The organism is Corynebacterium sp. HMSC074E01 (assembly GCF_001808885.1).
Taxonomy (GTDB): Bacteria; Actinomycetota; Actinomycetes; order Mycobacteriales; family Mycobacteriaceae; genus Corynebacterium.
Map to the genome: position 1 here is coordinate 1 of NZ_KV794835.1, position 16,990 is coordinate 16,990.

General features: G+C 58.7%; 16 protein-coding genes and 2 tRNA genes. 7 read left to right on the top strand and 11 right to left on the bottom strand.

The features are described 5' to 3' along the window. Positions 1-122: 122 nt before the first annotated feature. Positions 123-2,663, bottom strand: a complete 2,541-nt coding sequence (gene pepN / locus HMPREF2537_RS03755) for an aminopeptidase N (RefSeq protein WP_070525675.1) — start codon at positions 2,661-2,663, stop codon at positions 123-125. Positions 2,664-2,764: 101 nt separating this feature from the next. On the opposite strand from pepN, the gene HMPREF2537_RS03760 reads away from it, so the two are divergent. Both HMPREF2537_RS03760 and HMPREF2537_RS03765 read left to right on the top strand, forming a co-directional pair. Next, positions 2,765-3,379 carry a mycothiol-dependent nitroreductase Rv2466c family protein gene (locus HMPREF2537_RS03760; protein WP_070525677.1) on the top strand — a complete coding sequence of 205 codons (615 nt, stop codon included), beginning with the start codon at positions 2,765-2,767 and terminating at the stop codon, positions 3,377-3,379. Between the two features lie 37 nt (positions 3,380-3,416). Then, positions 3,417-3,890, top strand: coding sequence for a ribose-5-phosphate isomerase (locus tag HMPREF2537_RS03765; RefSeq protein WP_010191143.1), 474 nt, complete (start codon positions 3,417-3,419; stop codon positions 3,888-3,890). Here the strand turns inward: HMPREF2537_RS03765 and HMPREF2537_RS03770 are convergent. Further along, positions 3,887-4,714: an aldo/keto reductase gene (locus HMPREF2537_RS03770; protein ID WP_070525679.1), complete on the bottom strand. Its 828-nt coding sequence runs from the start codon at positions 4,712-4,714 to the stop codon at positions 3,887-3,889. The genes HMPREF2537_RS03765 and HMPREF2537_RS03770 overlap by 4 nt on opposite strands. Positions 4,715-4,875: 161 nt before the next feature. Next, positions 4,876-4,950: transfer RNA gene (locus HMPREF2537_RS03775), tRNA-Gly, on the bottom strand. 187 nt (positions 4,951-5,137) lie between these two features. On the opposite strand from HMPREF2537_RS03775, the gene HMPREF2537_RS03780 reads away from it, so the two are divergent. From HMPREF2537_RS03780 to tig, 3 genes are all read left to right on the top strand, one after another. Then, entirely contained in the window at positions 5,138-5,959 is an 822-nt protein-coding gene (locus tag HMPREF2537_RS03780) for a hypothetical protein (RefSeq protein WP_070525681.1), read from the top strand. Between the two features lie 138 nt (positions 5,960-6,097). Beyond that, positions 6,098-6,171, top strand: a tRNA-Pro gene (locus tag HMPREF2537_RS03785). A gap of 73 nt (positions 6,172-6,244) precedes the next feature. Beyond that, a complete protein-coding gene (gene tig / locus HMPREF2537_RS03790; RefSeq protein ID WP_070525683.1) occupies positions 6,245-7,603 on the top strand; it encodes a trigger factor in 1,359 nt (452 codons plus the stop codon). Between the two features lie 173 nt (positions 7,604-7,776). Here the strand turns inward: tig and HMPREF2537_RS03795 are convergent, their stop codons facing one another. The 6 genes from HMPREF2537_RS03795 to HMPREF2537_RS03820 form a co-directional block, all read right to left on the bottom strand. Further along, on the bottom strand, positions 7,777-8,358 hold the full coding sequence (locus tag HMPREF2537_RS03795) for an NADPH-dependent FMN reductase (RefSeq protein ID WP_070447780.1): 582 nt from the start codon (positions 8,356-8,358) through the stop codon (positions 7,777-7,779). A 39-nt stretch (positions 8,359-8,397) separates the two neighbouring features. Further along, complete coding sequence (locus HMPREF2537_RS03800; RefSeq protein ID WP_034655492.1) at positions 8,398-8,670, bottom strand: hypothetical protein; 273 nt, start codon at positions 8,668-8,670, stop codon at positions 8,398-8,400. Continuing rightward, positions 8,654-9,679, bottom strand: coding sequence for a class 1b ribonucleoside-diphosphate reductase subunit beta (nrdF, locus tag HMPREF2537_RS03805; RefSeq protein WP_023020918.1), 1,026 nt, complete (start codon positions 9,677-9,679; stop codon positions 8,654-8,656). Before nrdF ends, HMPREF2537_RS03800 begins: the two co-directional genes overlap by 17 nt. Positions 9,680-9,730: 51 nt before the next feature. Then, positions 9,731-11,926: a class 1b ribonucleoside-diphosphate reductase subunit alpha gene (nrdE, locus tag HMPREF2537_RS03810; RefSeq protein WP_070525685.1), complete on the bottom strand. Its 2,196-nt coding sequence runs from the start codon at positions 11,924-11,926 to the stop codon at positions 9,731-9,733. Between the two features lie 50 nt (positions 11,927-11,976). Continuing rightward, positions 11,977-12,444, bottom strand: coding sequence for a class Ib ribonucleoside-diphosphate reductase assembly flavoprotein NrdI (gene nrdI, locus HMPREF2537_RS03815; protein ID WP_005324049.1), 468 nt, complete (start codon positions 12,442-12,444; stop codon positions 11,977-11,979). Positions 12,445-12,559: 115 nt separating this feature from the next. Further along, a complete protein-coding gene (locus HMPREF2537_RS03820; protein WP_010190918.1) occupies positions 12,560-13,240 on the bottom strand; it encodes a metal-dependent transcriptional regulator in 681 nt (226 codons plus the stop codon). A 138-nt stretch (positions 13,241-13,378) separates the two neighbouring features. On the opposite strand from HMPREF2537_RS03820, the gene HMPREF2537_RS03825 reads away from it, so the two are divergent. Both HMPREF2537_RS03825 and HMPREF2537_RS03830 read left to right on the top strand, forming a co-directional pair. Next, the gene (locus HMPREF2537_RS03825; RefSeq protein ID WP_010190917.1) at positions 13,379-13,978 is read left to right on the top strand and encodes an ATP-dependent Clp protease proteolytic subunit; all 600 of its coding nucleotides are present in this window, start codon (positions 13,379-13,381) and stop codon (positions 13,976-13,978) included. 21 nt (positions 13,979-13,999) lie between these two features. Continuing rightward, on the top strand, positions 14,000-14,623 hold the full coding sequence (locus HMPREF2537_RS03830; RefSeq protein ID WP_010190916.1) for an ATP-dependent Clp protease proteolytic subunit: 624 nt from the start codon (positions 14,000-14,002) through the stop codon (positions 14,621-14,623). A 53-nt stretch (positions 14,624-14,676) separates the two neighbouring features. Here HMPREF2537_RS03830 and fabG read toward each other — a convergent pair whose 3' ends face one another. Both fabG and HMPREF2537_RS03840 read right to left on the bottom strand, forming a co-directional pair. Continuing rightward, a complete protein-coding gene (gene fabG, locus HMPREF2537_RS03835; protein WP_070525688.1) occupies positions 14,677-15,447 on the bottom strand; it encodes a 3-oxoacyl-ACP reductase FabG in 771 nt (256 codons plus the stop codon). Positions 15,448-15,487: 40 nt separating this feature from the next. Then, complete coding sequence (locus HMPREF2537_RS03840; protein WP_070525690.1) at positions 15,488-16,792, bottom strand: MFS transporter; 1,305 nt, start codon at positions 16,790-16,792, stop codon at positions 15,488-15,490. Positions 16,793-16,990: the final 198 nt, after the last annotated feature.

Here is a 16,990-nt window from a genome sequence, read left to right on the forward strand (position 1 = left end):
GTTGGCCACAGGTCGGGTTAATGCCGGCCAAAGGGCGGGAAAGGGAGTGGCTGCGGGCAAGGGGGGGAGGAGGAGGAACTGGCATGAGAAAAGCCCCTCAGGGGAGGGGCTAGACGCGTGTGCTAACCGCGGTCGACGGCGCGGTTGCGCAGGGCGCGGGCGAGGCGGTCACGTTGCTCGGTCACGGCGCGGCGCAGGCCACCGGCCAGGTCGCGGGAGAGGAACTCGTCGGCGCGGTCGAGGGTCTCCTGGCTGACATCCCAGCGCGGGAACAACCCGGTCACCGTGGTCAAGGCAATCTCGTTGGACTGCGCGGACCAAATCTTTTCCGCCACGTCGAAGAACTCAGTACTCGGCAGGAGTTCATCGGAACCCACGAAAGTCAGGCCCGCTAGCTTCGACTCCAAGTCGCGGTTGCCCAGTTCACCGGCGACAATCTCGTCCCACACCGCGCGCTTGTTGTCCTCGGTATTAACCGCGGCCAACGCTTTAAGTGAGGCCTGGTAGCCCGTCGCGGTGTTATCGCGCTTGAGTTCCTCAGCCACCGCCGTCATGGCGGCGCCGGCGGCCTCGGGGCCGGTGACGTCGGCAAGCGAGCCATCGGCGATGAGCGCGGTGAGCGCCTTCCAGCGCAGGCCCGCATCCGAGGAGGTCTTAAGGAGCTCCTGGAAGAAGGCGCGGGAGGCGTCGTGAAGCTTGATGCCGGCCAGCGCCTGGGTGAAGACGATGGAGCGCTCGGCGCTATCGGAGCGGGCGCCGTCAAGGAGGGCGCGAGCAAGCTGCGTATCCTCCTTTGCCCACTCTGGGTCGGCGTAGGTTGATTGGGCCGTTGCGGCCTGGGTGAGGATGCGCTCCAATACGGCGAGCTCGGTCTCCGCTGCCGCACCGCGGGCCACGAGCGCCACGAAATCGCGGGCGCGCATGGTACCTGCCCGGGTCATCTCCCACGCGGTGGACCAGCACAAAGTGCGGGCCATGGGGTCCTCGAACTTGTCGACATTCTCCAACAGGAACTGCAGGGAACCGGCGTCCAGCTCGATGAGGCAGTAGGTCAGGTCATCGTCGTTAGGCAGCACGAAGTCGATGTCCGCCTGCTTGCGGCCAATGAGTTCCGGAATCTCGGTGGAGGCGCCATCGATATCCATCTCGATGCGCTCGGTGCGCACCACCTTCTCACCCTGCAGGGCGTAAACGCCGACGGCGACGCGGTGTGTGCGCAGAGTATCGCCGCGCTGGGTGAGATAGGCCTGAGTAATGGTGCCGGACTCGTCCGTCGCCAATGCCATGCCCAGCGTGTTGACTCCTGAAGTCTTCAACCACTGCTGCGCCCAGAAGGACAGGTCGCGGCCCGAGGCCTCCTCCAAGTGGCGCAGCAGATCCCCGAACGTGGCATTCGACCACTGGTGCTCCTGGAAGTGGCGGCGCACCCCGGCAAAGAAGTTCTCGCGGCCCACGTAGGCCTGCAACTGCTTCAGCACCGACGCCCCCTTGGCGTAGGTGATGCCGTCGAAGTTCTGCTCCACGGTCTCAATGTCAGAAGCATCCGTGGAAATCGGGTGCGTCGTGGGCAGCTGATCCTGCTGGTAGGCCCAGGCTTTCTCCACGTTGGCAAAGGTCACCCAGGCGGTGTCATATTCGGTCTCTTCTGCTTGGGAAATCGCCGCCGACCAGGTGGCGAAGGACTCGTTGAGCCACAGGTCATCCCACCACTGCATGGTCACGAGGTCACCGAACCACATGTGCGCCAGCTCGTGCAGGATGGTGTCCGCGCGGCGCTCGTACTTGTAGTGCGAGGCTTGCGACGTAAAGACGTACTCATCGCGAATGGTCACGCAGCCGGCGTTCTCCATTGCACCGGCGTTGAACTCCGGCACGAAAATCTGGTCATATTTGCCAAAGGGGTAGGCAAAGCCGAAGTTGCGGTGGTAGAAATCGAAGCCCTGCTTGGTCTCCGTGAACAGGCGCTCCGCATCGAGCGATTCCAGCAGGGAGGGGCGGCAGTAAATACCCAACGGCACCTCAACGGACTTAGCAGGTGAGCCCTCCGGGTGCTCCGTCAGCGTGCCTGTCCACGTATCCGTCACGCCCACGTACGGGCCTGCGCACAGCGCAATCAGGTACGTCGACAGCGGGTAATCCACCGCAGCGCTCACGGTGTTGCTTGAACGCGTGATGGGGGAGTTCGTAATCACCGTCCAGTGCTCTGGGACCTCGAAGGTCAGCGAGTACGTCGCCTTCAAATCCGGCTGGTCAAAGCAGGCGAAGACACGCTTGGCGTCGGCAGTCTCGAACTGGGTGTAGAGGTAAGCCTCGCCGTCGACCGGATCGACGAAGCGGTGCAGGCCCTCGCCCGTGCGTGAATAGCGGATTTTCGCCACGACCTTCAGCTCATACTCTGCCACCTGCAAACCCGATAGCGGGATCCCGTACGTCGGGTCATAAGCACTGGTGGGCAGGGGAGCGCCGTTGAGGCGGACCTCGAGAAGCTCGTCACCGCGCAAGTCAATAAACGTAGAACCGGCCTTCTTAACTCGGAACTTCACCACCGTGGTGGAGGTGAAATACTCCTCTCCGGTGAGGTCCAAGGCGACGTCGTAGTGGCTTACCTCCACCATGTCGGAGCGCTGCTGGGCTTCCTCGCGGGTGAGGTTAATCGAGGTCATAAGGTGCATCTCCTCTTTCTCTGTACCTAAAGTCTCTGCACCAGCGTAGTCACCCGCCTAGGGTGGGGTGCCAAAGACCACACAAACAAAGGAGATTTACTATGGCTCAACAAGTTACGTTCTGGTTCGACTGCTCATGCCCCTTCGCATGGCTAACCTCGCGCTGGATTAAGGAGGTGGAGAAGGTCCGCGATATCGAGGTTACCTTCCAGCCGATGTCCCTGTCCGTGCTCAACAAGGGCCGCGACCTGGATCCGGAGTACATGAAGATGATGGAAGCCAACTGGGGTCCTGCCCGCGTGGCGGCCAAGATTGCCGTGGAGGCCCCGGAGAAGGTCGATGCCTTCTACACCGCGATGGGCACCCGCATCCACACGGAGGGCCAGGGCGGCAAGAAGGGTTACGGCGCCTACGACGACATCATCAAGCAGGCGCTTGACGACGTCTCCCTCCCCGCCGACTTCGCCTCCGTGGCCAACACCGAAGAGATGGATGAAAAGCTCACCGAGTTCCACAACCGCGGCATCTCCGAGGTCGGTGATGAGGTCGGCACCCCGGTGGTGAAGTTCGGTGATACTGCCTTCTTCGGCCCGGTCATCACGCGCGTTCCCACCGGTGAAGAAGCCGGCGAGCTTTTCGACGCCTCCGTGCGCCTCGCCCAGTTCCCCTACTTCTTCGAGCTCAAGCGCTCCCGCACCGAATCCCCGCAGGTTTAGTGCGTGGGATGGCCCACAGGCCGGTAGGATGTGGGCCATGCGCGTTTATTTAGGAGCAGACCACGCAGGGTTCGAGACGAAGAACGTCATTGCCGAACACCTGAAAAAGCAGGGCCACGACGTCATTGATTGCGGTGCCCACGAGTACGACGCCGAGGATGACTACCCGGCATTTTGCATTGAGGCCGCGTTGCGGACCGTCAACGATCCGGGCTCGCTCGGCATCGTGCTGGGCGGTTCCGGCAATGGTGAGCAGATTGCCGCTAACAAGGTAAAGGGCGCGCGCTGCGCCCTGGCGTGGTCCCCGGAGACCGCACGCCTGGCCCGCGAGCACAACAACGCCCAGCTCATCGGCATCGGTGGCCGCATGCACTCCGAGGAGGAGGCACTCGCCATCGTGGATGCCTTCCTGGATCAGGAATGGTCCCGTGCCGAGCGCCACCAGCGCCGCATCGACATTCTTGCCGAGTACGAGCGCACCAACATTCCGCCGGAGCTTCCGGAGGCTTAGTTCATATCCTTGGGGTGGGTGCCGCCGCGGCCCTCTTCCCCGAGGTCAAGATCAGTAATCGCAGCCATCTCGGATTCATCAAGCTCGAAGCCGAATACATCGAAGTTCTGCGCGATGCGCTCCGGGTTTTCGGACTTCGGGAAGACGATGACGCCATTTTGTAGATGCCAGCGGATAATCACCTGGGCGGGGGAAACGCCGTATTTTTCGGCAGGCTCGGTGATTTCCGGCTGCTCGAAGAGATCCGTCTTGCCCTGGCCTAGTGGGCCCCACGCCTCAATCTGTACCTTGTGAGCGCGGAAGGCATCGAGCTCGCGCCAGCGCTGCAGGTAGGGGTGCAGCTCCACCTGGTTGACCACGGGGGTTTCATCAGTCTGGGTTTCCAGCTGGTCCAGGTGCTCGAGTTCGAAGTTGGATACACCGATGGACTTGGCCTTGCCGGCCTTCTTTAACTCGATGAGCTGCTTCCACGCTTCGACGTAGTGGCCGTTGTCTGGGCAGGGCCAGTGGATGAGGTAGAGGTCCACATAGTCCAGACCTAGCTTTTCCAGGGACTCGTCGAGAGCTGCGGCTGCGTCGGTCTGGCGGTCATTCCACAGCTTCGTGGTGATGAACAGCTCTTCGCGTGGGATGCCGGACTTAGCAATCGCGCGACCCACGCCTTCCTCGTTGCCATAGATGGCAGCGGTGTCGATGTGGCGGTAGCCCACCTTGAGGGCTTCGAGGACCAGTTCCTCGGTCTTGTCGGGGTCTACCTTGAAGACGCCGTAGCCGAGCTGGGGGATGGTGTTGCCGTCGTTGAGTTTAATATTAGGTACAGTCATGCGGCCCACTCTACGCAGAGCATGGTCACCCGTGCAGAAACGGGAAATGATGGCCTAATCGAATCACAGGGATGCCTCGAGCGCGGCCTAGCACCGAAGAATTTGAAAACGACTAAAGCCGCACCGACGACCTAAAAGAGGTGCTCGGTACAGCTTTTTCTTGGAGGGAATGACGGGAATCGAACCCGCGTCTTCAGCTTGGAAGGCTGAGGTATTAGCCACTATACGACATTCCCACAACCGAGGATCTTCAACTTTCAAGGACTTGACTTTGAAAGCCGTTGAATCGGCGTGCCGATTACTTTAGCGCACGTGGTCGCTGAAAGAAAAATGGGAACTAGAACAGGGCCAAGGGCGTTAGTTTGGGTAGGTAGACAATTACAACAACACACAATTCGACTCTGAGATGAAAGTGGTGCTTTCGTGAGCTCGTTATTGCTCCTTATCCTTGTCGTCGGTGGCGGCGCATGGTTTCTGTCCTCGCGTAACGGGAAGAAGCAGCAGGAGCTGCGAGAATCCCAACGTTTTGATGACGCGATGGCGGATGCGCGCCGCTGGACTGAGCGTCTCGGCGGTCAGGTGATGAACCTCAGCGGCACGGATACCGCCTCCCAGCAGGCCATGGCGGATGCTTCCGAGCGTTTTACCGCTGCAAACTCGGCAATTTCTCAGGCCACGACAGCGAAGCAGGCGCACCTGGCGCGCGAATCTGCACTGGAGGGGCTCTACTACGTTGCGGCCGCGCGCGAGATTATGGGCATGGATCCGGGCCCGGAGCTGCCACCGCTGGAGGGCCAGCGCCAGGCCGGCAAGGTGACGGAGACCCGTACGGTGGAGGCAAACGGGGAGACGCTGACGGCGTCGCCAAGCGCATCTGCAGAAACCCCGAACTACTACCCGGGCGGTGTCGTGGCTGGGCGCCCGGTCCCGGCCGGTTGGTACTCGCGCCCGTGGTGGGCTGACGCGTTGACTACCGGCGTGTGGATGGTGGGCTACTCCATGATGTTCAACGCCATGTTCGCGGGCATGTCCGGCGTCGGCTACTCCGCAGCGGCGGCTGAAAGCGGCGACTGGGGCGGAGGCCTCGGCGGCGCTGAAGGCATGGACGGTGGTGCCATGGACGGAGCCGGCGGCGATATGGGTGCCGGTGATGCCGGGGGAGGCGACGAAGGTGGCTTCTTCGATGGCCTCTTCGGCGGCGACGGAGGCGATGGCGGCATGTTTGATTTCGACTTCGACTTCTAGGAATAGAAATATCATCTGACATGCGCAAATGAACATAAAATGGGGCCGGTGTTGGGATAGTCAAGCTGCTATCGGTACACTAGCCCCAGTATGAAGCGCAGCTGCGTGCGGAACTTCCGGGCGCAGAGGCTTTCCATACGGGGCGTGGCGCAGCTTGGTAGCGCACCTGCTTTGGGAGCAGGGGGTCGCAGGTTCAAATCCTGTCGCCCCGACGTATGGGGGCCTGGACACTCATCCAGGCCCCCTAATTTCATCTTTGAACGATCACAATCAGGAGAGTTTCTCGTGAAGACCACCGTAGACAAGCTGAGCGATACCCGCGTCAAGCTCACCGTCAACGTTCCGTTCGCTGAGCTGGACAAGGAAATCGATCAGGCCTACGCGGCGATCGCGCAGCAGGTTTCCATCCCGGGTTTCCGTAAGGGCAAGGCTCCGCGCCAGCTTATCGACGCCCGCTTTGGTCGTGGCCCCATCCTCGAGCAGGTAGTCAACGACATGCTGCCGTCCCGCTACGAGCAGGCCGTTACCGAAAACGATCTCAAGGTTATTGGTCAGCCGGAGATTGACATTGCCAAGCTGGAGGACAACGACTTCGTCGAGTTCACCGCTGAGGTAGATATCCGCCCCGAGTTCGAGGTGCCGGACTTCTCCAAGATCTCTGTCAAGGTGCCTGCACTGGAGACCTCCGAAGAGGACGTCGACAAGGCGCTCGAGGATCTGGCTTTCCGCTTCGGTGAGCTCAAGGACACCAAGCGCAAGATGAAGACCGGTGACTTCGCTGTCATCGACATCACCACCGAGGTGGACGGCACCAAGCTGGATGAGGCTTCCCACGAGGGTATGACCTACCGCATCGGTGACGACAACCTGATTAAGGGTCTCGATACCGCACTGCGCGGCATGAAGACTGACGAGGACAACGAGTTCACCACCGCCATCCAGTCCGGTGAGCACGAGGGCGAAGAGGCCACCGTGAAGGTCCACGTCCAGCAGAGCAAGGAGCGCAAGCTGCCGGATCTCGACGACGAGTTCGCACAGATGGCCTCCGAGTTTGACACCATCGACGAGCTGCGTGAGGACACCAAGTCCCGCGTCGAGGAGACCAAGAAGTCCGAGCAGGCTGCTGCCATCCGCGATGAGGTCCTGAAGGCTGCTCTGGCTGAGGTTTCCTTCGAGCTGCCGTCCTCCATCGTTGATGAGCAGGTTCACGCTCAGCTGCACCAGGTCATGGGCCAGCTGGCTCACGACGAGAAGGCTCTGGCCCAGCTGCTTGAGGCACAGGGCACGACCCGCGAGGAGTTCGACGCTGATGCTCGCAAGTCCGCTGAGGAATCCGTCCGCACCCAGCTCTTCCTCGACGCCCTGGCTGAGATCGAGGAGCCGGAGGTGTCCCAGCAGGAGCTGACCGACCACATCCTGTTCACCGCGCAGTCTTACGGCATGGACCCGAACCAGTTCATCCAGCAGCTGCAGTCCAGCAACCAGCTGGGTAACCTGTTCTCTGACGTTCGCCGTGGCAAGGCCCTGGCAATGGCCATCTGCCGTGCCGAGGTCACCGATGAAGAGGGCAACAAGGTTGACGTTGACCAGTACTTCGGTGAAATCGAAGAAGCGGACGCTGCTGAAGCTTCCGAGGAGAAGTAATCTCCCGCTTGTAACGCGCTGCTGCCACATGTGTGGTGGCGAGCGCGCATGAAACCCCGGATTCAGGTAACTCAAGGATGAGCCTGAATCCGGGGTTTGTGTCATTGTGAACGCCCTCTAGGAGTCTTTGAGTACTTCGTAGAGGGCGCGATGGGTGTTGGCTGGGGATACCGCTAGCCGTTCGTGGCTCTAAAGGCCTCGTCGGTCAACTGCAGGAAGCGCATAACGTAATCCTTGACAAAGTCTGCGGTGCGTTGATTGAGATGTCCGGACTCTTCGAAAAGGGTGGGGGATTGGCCCAGAAATACTTCGGGCTGACCAGGGAGCGGCATATCGAAGTAGGACAGGGCGAGGCGAAGGTTCTTCTGTGAACTGTAGCCGCCCATGCGGCCTACAGAGTGGCTAATGATACCTGCGGGAAGGTTCTTCCACGCCACATCTGAGTTGGGCTTAGAGCCGATGTCCACTGCGTTCTTGAGGCAGGCAGGGATAGTGCGGTTGTTCTCTGGCGTAATGAAGAGGATCCCGCTCGAGTTCTTGATGGTCTCGCGAAAGGTGGTGTACTCAGCCGGAGTGGGCTTGTCCGTGACGGCGGGGTCATCGTAGTCGAAGTCATAGAGCGGCAAGTCACGGATTTCCACGATGTTTGCCTCGTAGTCTTCAGGGATCATCGTGAGCACCTCGTGTGCAATCTTGCGTGCAAATGACTCTCGGCGCAGGCTGCCGACGATAACGCTGATACGTGGGGTGGTCATGGTAAACCTTCTTTCTTAGTTGGGTGTAGGGAGACGTGGTCAAGGGAGAAAAGGCTTGCAGCCAAAGGCCGGTGGTGGGCCGGCAGCGTGGGCGGCGGTGAGGAAGCCATCTACTTTGTCTCCTTCTTCATGGCGGAAGTACAGTTCGATGAGCCCTAGAAGACCCCCGAGGACGGCCTCTCGTGCGGCGGATGTATTCAACAGCCGCATGGCTGCGGGTTGGTTTCCTTCGCGGATGGCTTCAAACAGCGCGATGGTCTCAAGCCAGCTTCCTTGGTCCGGTCGCGGAAAAGGTTTAGAAATCCCAGTCATCATCACTCGTTTCTTCAGCAGTACCAATGACATAGGAGGAACCAGATCCGGAGAAGAAGTCATGGTTCTCATCTGCTCCGGGGGCTAGGGCCGCGAGGATTTCTGGGTTCACTTCCGTTTCTTCGGGCGGGAAATAGTCCGGGTAGCCCAAATTCATGAGTGCCTTATTGGCGTTATAGCGAACGAACACGGCTACATCATCCATGAGTCCCAAAGGCTCATATAGCTCGCCGGAATAGTCCAGCTCTAGTGCATAAAGCTCTTCGAGCAAAGAAATGGTGAAATCATGCATTTCCTTCTGCCGTAGCGGGGTCGTGGATTCCAAACCGCGCTGATACTTGTAGCCCGAGTAGTAGCCGTGCACTGCCTTGTCACGCAGAATGAGGCGAATCATGTCTGCCGTATTTGTCAGGGTGGCGTGGACAGAAAAGTGCAAGGGAAGATAGAAACCCGCGTAGAGAAGCAATGAGGAAAGGAGCGTCGATGACACCTTGCGTTTGAGTGGATCCGGCCCAAAATAGTGCGCGAGCACTTTCTTGGCGCGTGCCTGGAGAAGGTCGTTATTCACCGCCCAGCGGTATGCTTCATCAATTTCCTTTGTACTGCTCAGGGTAGAAAACACTGAAGAGTATGAACGGGCATGGACTGACTGCATGAAGGCGATGTTGGTATACACGGCCTCCTCGTGTTCGGTGCGGGCATCTTGAATCTGACAGATTTCTCCCACAGTGGCCTGGACAGTATCCAGGGTGGTGAGTCCCGTGAACACCCGCATGGTGAGGTTGCGTTCCTCGGGCGTCATCTTCTGCCACGCCGGGAGATCATTAGAAAGCGGGACCTTCTCTGGCAACCAAAAATTGGCGGTGAGACGGTTCCACACTTCAAGATCCTTGTCATCGCTCACCCGGTTCCAATTGATGGCGCGGATGCGGGCTGAAGGATCATGCCGGTAGCTCGGCGGGGTAACTGAAATGCTGGTTAGTTCAGCACTGTTCGATGTTGAAGACATAGCTTCCTTCTTTCTGAGTGAATGGTTGTAGACAAGGGGAGGACCGTGCTCCTACAAAGCACAGGAGACGCAGCCTTCGACCTCGGTTCCTTGGAGCGCGGATTGGCGTAAACGGATGTAGTAGAGGGTCTTGATTCCGGCTTTCCAGGCATAGATTTGTGCCTTGTTGATGTCTCGCGTGGTCGTATCAGCGGTAAAGAACAAGGTCAGGGAAAGTCCTTGGTCCACGTGTTGGGTGGCCATGGCGTAGGTGTCGATGATTTTTTTGTATCCCACGGCGTAGGAGTCATCGAAATACTCCAGGTTGTCGTTGGTCATTTCCGGCGCGGGGTAGTACACGCGCCCCAAGCGGCCTTCCTTGCGTATTTCAATTTTGGAGGCAATCGGGTGGATGGACGCGGTGGAGTCATTGATGTAGGAAATTGATCCAGTGGGTGGAACTGCCTGCAAGTAGGCGTTGTAGATGCCGTCTTGCATCACTTGTTTCTTGAGCCGTAGCCAATCCTCGCGTTGAGGAATCTGCACGCCTGCTTCATGGAAGAGCTGTTTTACGTGTTCAGTGGCTGGCACCCAGTCTTGGTCGATGTATTTGTCAAAGTAGGCGCCAGTGGCATAGGTGGATTCTTCGAAGCCTGTGAATCGTTGACCTTTTTCAACCGCGAGTGCATGGGATGCGCGGAGCGCATGGTAGGTCACCGTGAGGAAATAGATATTTGTAAAGTCCAGTGCCTCGGCGCAGCCATAAGGAATACGCTGTGAAGCAAGGAAGCCGTGGAGATTCATTTGGCCCAGACCAATGGCATGCATGGAGGCATTTCCGTGAGCGATGGAAGGAACAGCTTCGATATTCGTCAGGTCTGAAACCTTCGTGAGGGCACGTACTGCGGTTTCGACGGTCTCCCCAAAGTCCGGTGATTCAAAAGCCTTCGCAATGTTGAGCGAACCTAGATTGCAGGAAATATCCTGGCCGACGGTGGTGTAGTCACCCGAAGCTCCGTAGGTCGATGGCGTGTTGACCTGGAGGATTTCACTACACAGGTTGGACATATTGATATGTCCTTTGAGGGGATTAGCGCGGTTGACCGTATCCTCAAAGAGGATGTAGGGGTATCCGGATTCAAACTGAAGCTCAGCCAGCGTGGTGAAAAACTCGCGGGCCTTAATGGTCGTGTGAGAAATTCGCGGATTGGCAACCAACTCGTCGTAGCACTCGGTGATGGACATGTCAGACATGGCTACGCCGTACTCGCGAGCGATGTCATACGGGCTAAAAAGATGCATATCCTTGTTCTCTTTGGCCAGCCGGAAGGTTATATCTGGAATAACAACCCCCAGCGAAAGAGTCTTGATGCGGACTTTCTCATCGGCATTTTCCCGCTTGGTATCCAGGAAGCGAAGAATATCTGGATGGTGCGCATGCAGGTAGACGGCTCCAGCGCCCTGCCGGGCGCCCAATTGGTTGGCATAGCTGAAGCTATCTTCGAGAATCTTCATGACTGGGACTACGCCGGAAGCCTGGTTCTCTATCTTTTTGATTGGGGCTCCGGATTCGCGCAGGTTGCTCAGCAACAAGGCCACTCCACCACCGCGCTTTGATAGTTGCAGTGCAGAGTTCACGCTGCGACCAATGCTCTCCAAATTGTCTTCGATTCGCAGGAGGAAGCAGGAGACCATTTCGCCGCGCTGGGCTTTGCCTGCGTTGAGAAAAGTAGGGGTGGCGGGCTGGAATCGTCCTGTCATGATGTCATCCACCAGCTTTTCTGCGAGCTCTTCGTCGCCCTGTGCAAGGTATAAAGCTGTGGTGGCGACGCGTTCTTCGTAGCCTTCTAGGAATCGGGAGCCATCAAAGGTTTTCAGTGCATATGAAGTAAAGAACTTAAATGCGCCGAGGAAGGTGCGGAACTGGTGCTTAGCTCGATGAGCTCTGTCATACATGGCGCACAGAAAGGCGTCATCATAAAGCTCAAGGAAATCCCGCTCGTAGTACTCGTTATCAACCAACCATTCCAAGCGTTGCTTGGTGGAATCGAACTGATGCATGCGGGGAGCGACATGGTGCGTGACATAGTCTTGTGCTGCCTGAATGTCCTTGTCAAACTGGATTTTTCCAGAAGCGTCGAACAAGTTCAGCTGCGCGTTGAGTGCGTGGTAGCTCTTGCGCTTGCCGACACCGCCGGCATTGTTTGCTGAAGCGGTGCGGAGCGTAGTGCCATGAGGTTGTGTGGGGGTGGCATCGAGAGGCCACATTGTGTCTTCCAATCTGTGTGATGCGGATGGGTTCTTCATCTTGCGGGGGATTAATGGGGTGTCATCGTTAGCTGCTTTTGCTGCTCCCAAAACTTTTGAAGGCCCTGCTTTACGGCGGCAATGTCCTTCTGGGTGCCGAGAAGCTCGAAGTGATACAGCTCCGGTACGTGGCACTTGGCGGAAATGATGCGTCCGGCGACGCAGTAAGCACTTCCGAAGTTGGTATTCCCTGAGGTAATAACGCCCCGGATAAAGGAGCGGTTGATTGGGTCATTGAGGAAGTCGATGACCTGTTTGGGGACTGCGCGTTTGAGCGAGCCTCCGCCGTAGGTGGGAACGATGAGTACGTACGGGTGTGAAACCTGGATCATCCCGGTTTTCTTGGGGCGCAGTGGAATGCGCACCGCGGGTCTATCTAAGCGTTCGACGAATCTTTTTGTATTTTCTGAAACGCTAGAAAAATACACCAAATCTGGTGAGTCTGACATAGCAATCCTGCTCATCCTGGCCTTAGCCATAAGTGGGATAGGTGATATTCGAAAAGACTAACTACGCAATGGCGTAGTTGCAACTACGGCCCAACGTAGTTTTGAAAAGGGCAGGTGAGAGTAGGATTAATGCAAAGGGGAAGGTCTAACGGCTGTGGTGTGCTACAAACACTGCGTCGGTAGCTGGGCGTCCAAGCACTACCCACTGAGTGCTGCCGGCCACCTGTATTTCGAGAGAATCTGAAAAGGGCGCTCCCTCGCGCGTGCTAAGAACAGCCCCTGTGACAATGCCGCGCTCTTCAAGGAACTTCAGCAGTTGTGGGTCGGAATCAGAAATGCGTTCCACGGTCACTTGCGGTTGCGCACCGCTGTCGGTGAGACGGTGCGCACTGGGGATTGTGATCTGTCCATCAACCGTAGGGATAGGATCGCCGTGCGGATCCCTAGTGGGGTAATTAAGGAACTTATCTACACGTTCTATGAGCATGTCGGACACCGCGTGTTCGAGATTTTCGGCTTCATTATGGACTTCGTCCCACGTGTAGTCCAATGCTTGAACCAAAAAAGACTCAAGCAATCGGTGGCGGCGCACCATGACCAATGCGTACTGCCTGCCAAGTTCGGTTAACTCCACAGAGCCATAGGGCGTGTGTGACACGAGCCCTTGCTTCGACATTTTGCGCACTGCATCGGAAACCGAGGAGAGCTTGAGTCCCAACTGTTTCGCTATAAGTGTGGCGGTAACGGGCTCGGACGACCATTCCTTTAGCCCCCAGATTGCTTTCAAATAGTTCTGGGTACTGGTGGATAGCTCGGAAACAGACATGAGCAAATGTTAACCCAGCTTCCGTATGCGCCTTTGGTGCTGCGCCCCAACGCTCATAGCGAACAGAGGCCAAGTTTGAGAGGAATGCCGGTAAGGTGGGGCCAGTTAAAGCATTCTTCACTTGAAGGAGAACCATTAATGTCTGAGAAGATTTCAATGAACTCGTCGTCTACGGGTATGAATCTGAGCGATAGCGTGTATGAGCGCCTGCTGCGCGAGCGCATTATTTTCCTGGGAACCCAGGTGGATGATGAGATTGCCAACAAACTGTGCGCCCAGATCCTCCTGCTGTCCGCAGAGGACCCCACGCGCGATATTTCGCTTTATATTAATTCGCCGGGTGGCTCGGTCACCGCGGGCATGGCCATCTACGACACGATGAAGTACTCGCCGTGCGATGTGGCTACGTATGGCATGGGCCTGGCCGCTTCGATGGGCCAGTTCCTGCTCTCCGGCGGCACCAAGGGCAAGCGCTACGCCCTGCCGCACGCACGCATCATGATGCACCAGCCTTCCGCTGGTGTGGGTGGTACCGCCGCAGATATCGCCATCCAGGCCGAGCAGTTCGCGCAGACCAAGCGCGAGATGGCTGAGCTCATCGCTGAGCACACCGGCCAGACCTTCGAGCAAATCACCAAGGATTCGGACCGCGACCGCTGGTTCACCGCCCAGCAGGCCAAGGAATACGGCATCGTCGACCACGTCATCGAGTCCGTCAACGGTCCTATCACCAACTAGGGAACAAGGAGCTTTATCACTATGTCTAACCTTCAGATGCCTTCTTCCCGCTACGTTCTGCCGGAGTTCATTGAGCAGAACGCACAGGGATCGAAGACCACCAACCCGTATTCCAAGCTCTTTGAAGAGCGCATCATCTTCCTGGGCACCCAGGTCGATGACACCTCCGCCAACGACATCATGGCGCAGCTGCTGGTCCTCGAGTCCCAGGACCCGGACCGCGATATCACGATGTACATCAACTCCCCGGGTGGCTCGTTTACTGCGCTGATGGCTATCTACGACACCATGCGCTACGTCCGCCCGGACGTGCAGACCGTGTGCCTGGGCCAGGCGGCATCCGCAGCGGCTGTTCTGTTGGCCGCCGGTGCTCCGGGCAAGCGCGCTGCGCTGCCGAACTCTCGTGTGCTGATTCACCAGCCGCGTACGCAGGGCACGCAGGGCCAGGTGTCGGACCTTGAGATCGAGGCCAACGAGATCGAGCGCATGCGCCGCCTCATGGAGGAGACCCTGGCTGAGCACACCGGCCGCACTGCGGAGCAGGTGCGCATCGATACTGACCGCGACAAGATTCTTACCGCGCAGGAAGCCGTTGACTACGGTCTCATCGATACCGTCTTTGATTACCGCAAGCTCAACGCCTAAGTAATCAAGCTTAAAGCCCCGCTGTCTAGTAGATAGCGGGGCTTCGGCCATGCTTAGGCTTCGTAGGGCGGCAGGATGGCCTCGGGGGACTCGGGGAGGATCTGGCCGCCGTCAATGATGATGGTCTGGCCCGTTATGTAGCCTGCTTCGCGGGAGGCGAGGAAGGCCGCGGCGTTGCCGATATCGCGCGGGGAACCTAAGCGGTGCATAGGGACGGAGCGTGCCATTTGGTCGAGGTACTCCTGACCCTGGCCCTCCAAACCCTCGGTGAGGATGTTGCCTGGCAGAACACCATTGATGGTGATGCCATCACGGGCAACTTCCAGTGCCGCGGAGCGCATGAAGCCTTGTTGTGCGGCCTTCGAAGCGCCGTAGTGCGCCCAGCCTGGGTAGCCGGTGTGCGAGCCGGTGATAGACGTCGTGATGACGATGCGCCCGTAGCCCGCTTTCTTCATGTAGGGCAGTGCTTCCTGCACCACGGTGAACGTGCCGTGCGTGTTGATGGCGAACATGGCGTCCCATTGCTCGTCGGTTATGTCCTCGAGCGGGCAGTTGGGGAAGACACCGGCGTTGGAACAGACGATGTCGATGCGGCCATAGCGCTTGACGACGTCCCTGTAGAGGTTGCGGACGGAGTCGCGCGAGGTGACGTCGACAAGCAGGGCGTCCGCCCCGAGTTCTTCGGCAGTCTTCTGCGCGGCCTCGAGGTTGAGGTCAGCGATGACGACGGTCGCGCCGGCTTCGCGTAGAGCGCTGACGATGCCGCGGCCGATTCCGGCGGCGCCGCCGGTGACGATGGCAACGTGGTCCTGAAGATTAAACATGTACTGCTCCTAAGCGGTTGGGGCTGTGTGCCCCTCCAGCCTAGGCCGCCACGGTCTGGGGTGCTGTCTGCTTGGTGGTTGCCGTGTAGGCGCGCACACCGATGAGGGAGATTGCGGCCAACACAGCGGTAGCGCCGGCGAGGGTGTAGAGCCCCGTTGGGGTCCAGCCGCTTTCGAGCAGATAGCCCGCCAGGATGGGAGCGAGGGTAGCGCCCACGCGAGCGATGCCGATGGCAGCGCCCGTACCCGTGGTGCGCAGCGCCGAAGGGTAAGCCTCCGGGGTGACGGTGTAAAGGCCGGAGATGCAGGCGTTGAGGGTAAGACCTACGCCGACACCGAGGGTGAACATGAGGGTGGGCACCGCGGTGGAGTTGATGAAACCGACGAGCACGACGGAGGAGACGAGGCAGAAGGCGATGAGAAGCGGGCGGGCGTCGATGCGCGTGGTGAAAAGGCCGAAGAGGATGGCGCCGATTGCACCGCCGAAGGAGAGCATGATGCCGCCGATGATGCCTTGCTGGGCGGTTAGCCCCTCGGCGGTAAGCAGCTTCGGGGTCCACTGTGAAGTGAAGTTGTAGGCAAACATGATGAAGCTGAACGCCAGCCAGAGCTTGATGGAGGTGCGCAGGAACTGTGGCGAGACGAGGTCTTTGTAGGAGGCCTTGTGGGTGGTGCGGGGGCGGACGCTGACCTCGCCCTTGAGGCCGAGTTTGGCGGCGATGGTGCGGACCGAATCCATGCGGCCGCGGGCGGCGAGGAAGTCGGCGGACTCGGGGACGAAAGCAACCGTGAGGATAAGGGCTAAGACGGTGAGCGCTGCGCCAACCCAGAAGATGGGCTGCCAGCTATCGAAGGAGGAGGCGATAACTCCGCAGAATGAAGCACCCAGGCCATAGCCGGAGGCGTAGATGGCGACGGCTAGGCCGCGGAAGCGCAGGTTGGAGTACTCGCTGACGAGTACGGTGACACAGACAAGCACGCCGCCGACGCCAATGCCGGTGATGAGGCGGCAAATCAGGAGAAGGCTGAACGTGGGCGCGAGCGCGGTGAGCACGAGGCCGACGAGGTCGATGATCAGCGAGACCGTAATGAGGGTGGTGCGCCCGAGGCGGTCAGCTAACGGGGCGAGGAAGAGTGAGCCGAGGCCGATACCGATGAGTGCGGCGGAGAGGAGCCAGCCTAGGGAGGAATCGGATAAGACGAATTCTTCGCTGACAGGTCCGGCGCCGAAGGCCATGGCGACCATGTCGTAGCCGTCGAGGGCATTGAGGAAGAGGGCAATGACGATGATGAGCCACTGGCGCGCGCCCATGGGGGGGCGGTCGATGAGTTCGCGGATGTCCATGAAAATCTTTCTGCTGATGGAGCGGTTTCGATGTAAGTTAGTGAACCGCTCTGTCTATGTCTACTGACTGCCGTTTTAAATTCAGTGGCGCGCCGCCGCGTGCGGAATAGCGCTGGGGTCTGGGTGGTTTACTAGAGTGGAATAAACTGCGGTAAAATCGCTCCACCCAACCCCAGAGAAAAGAGTTGAAAGGCCTTC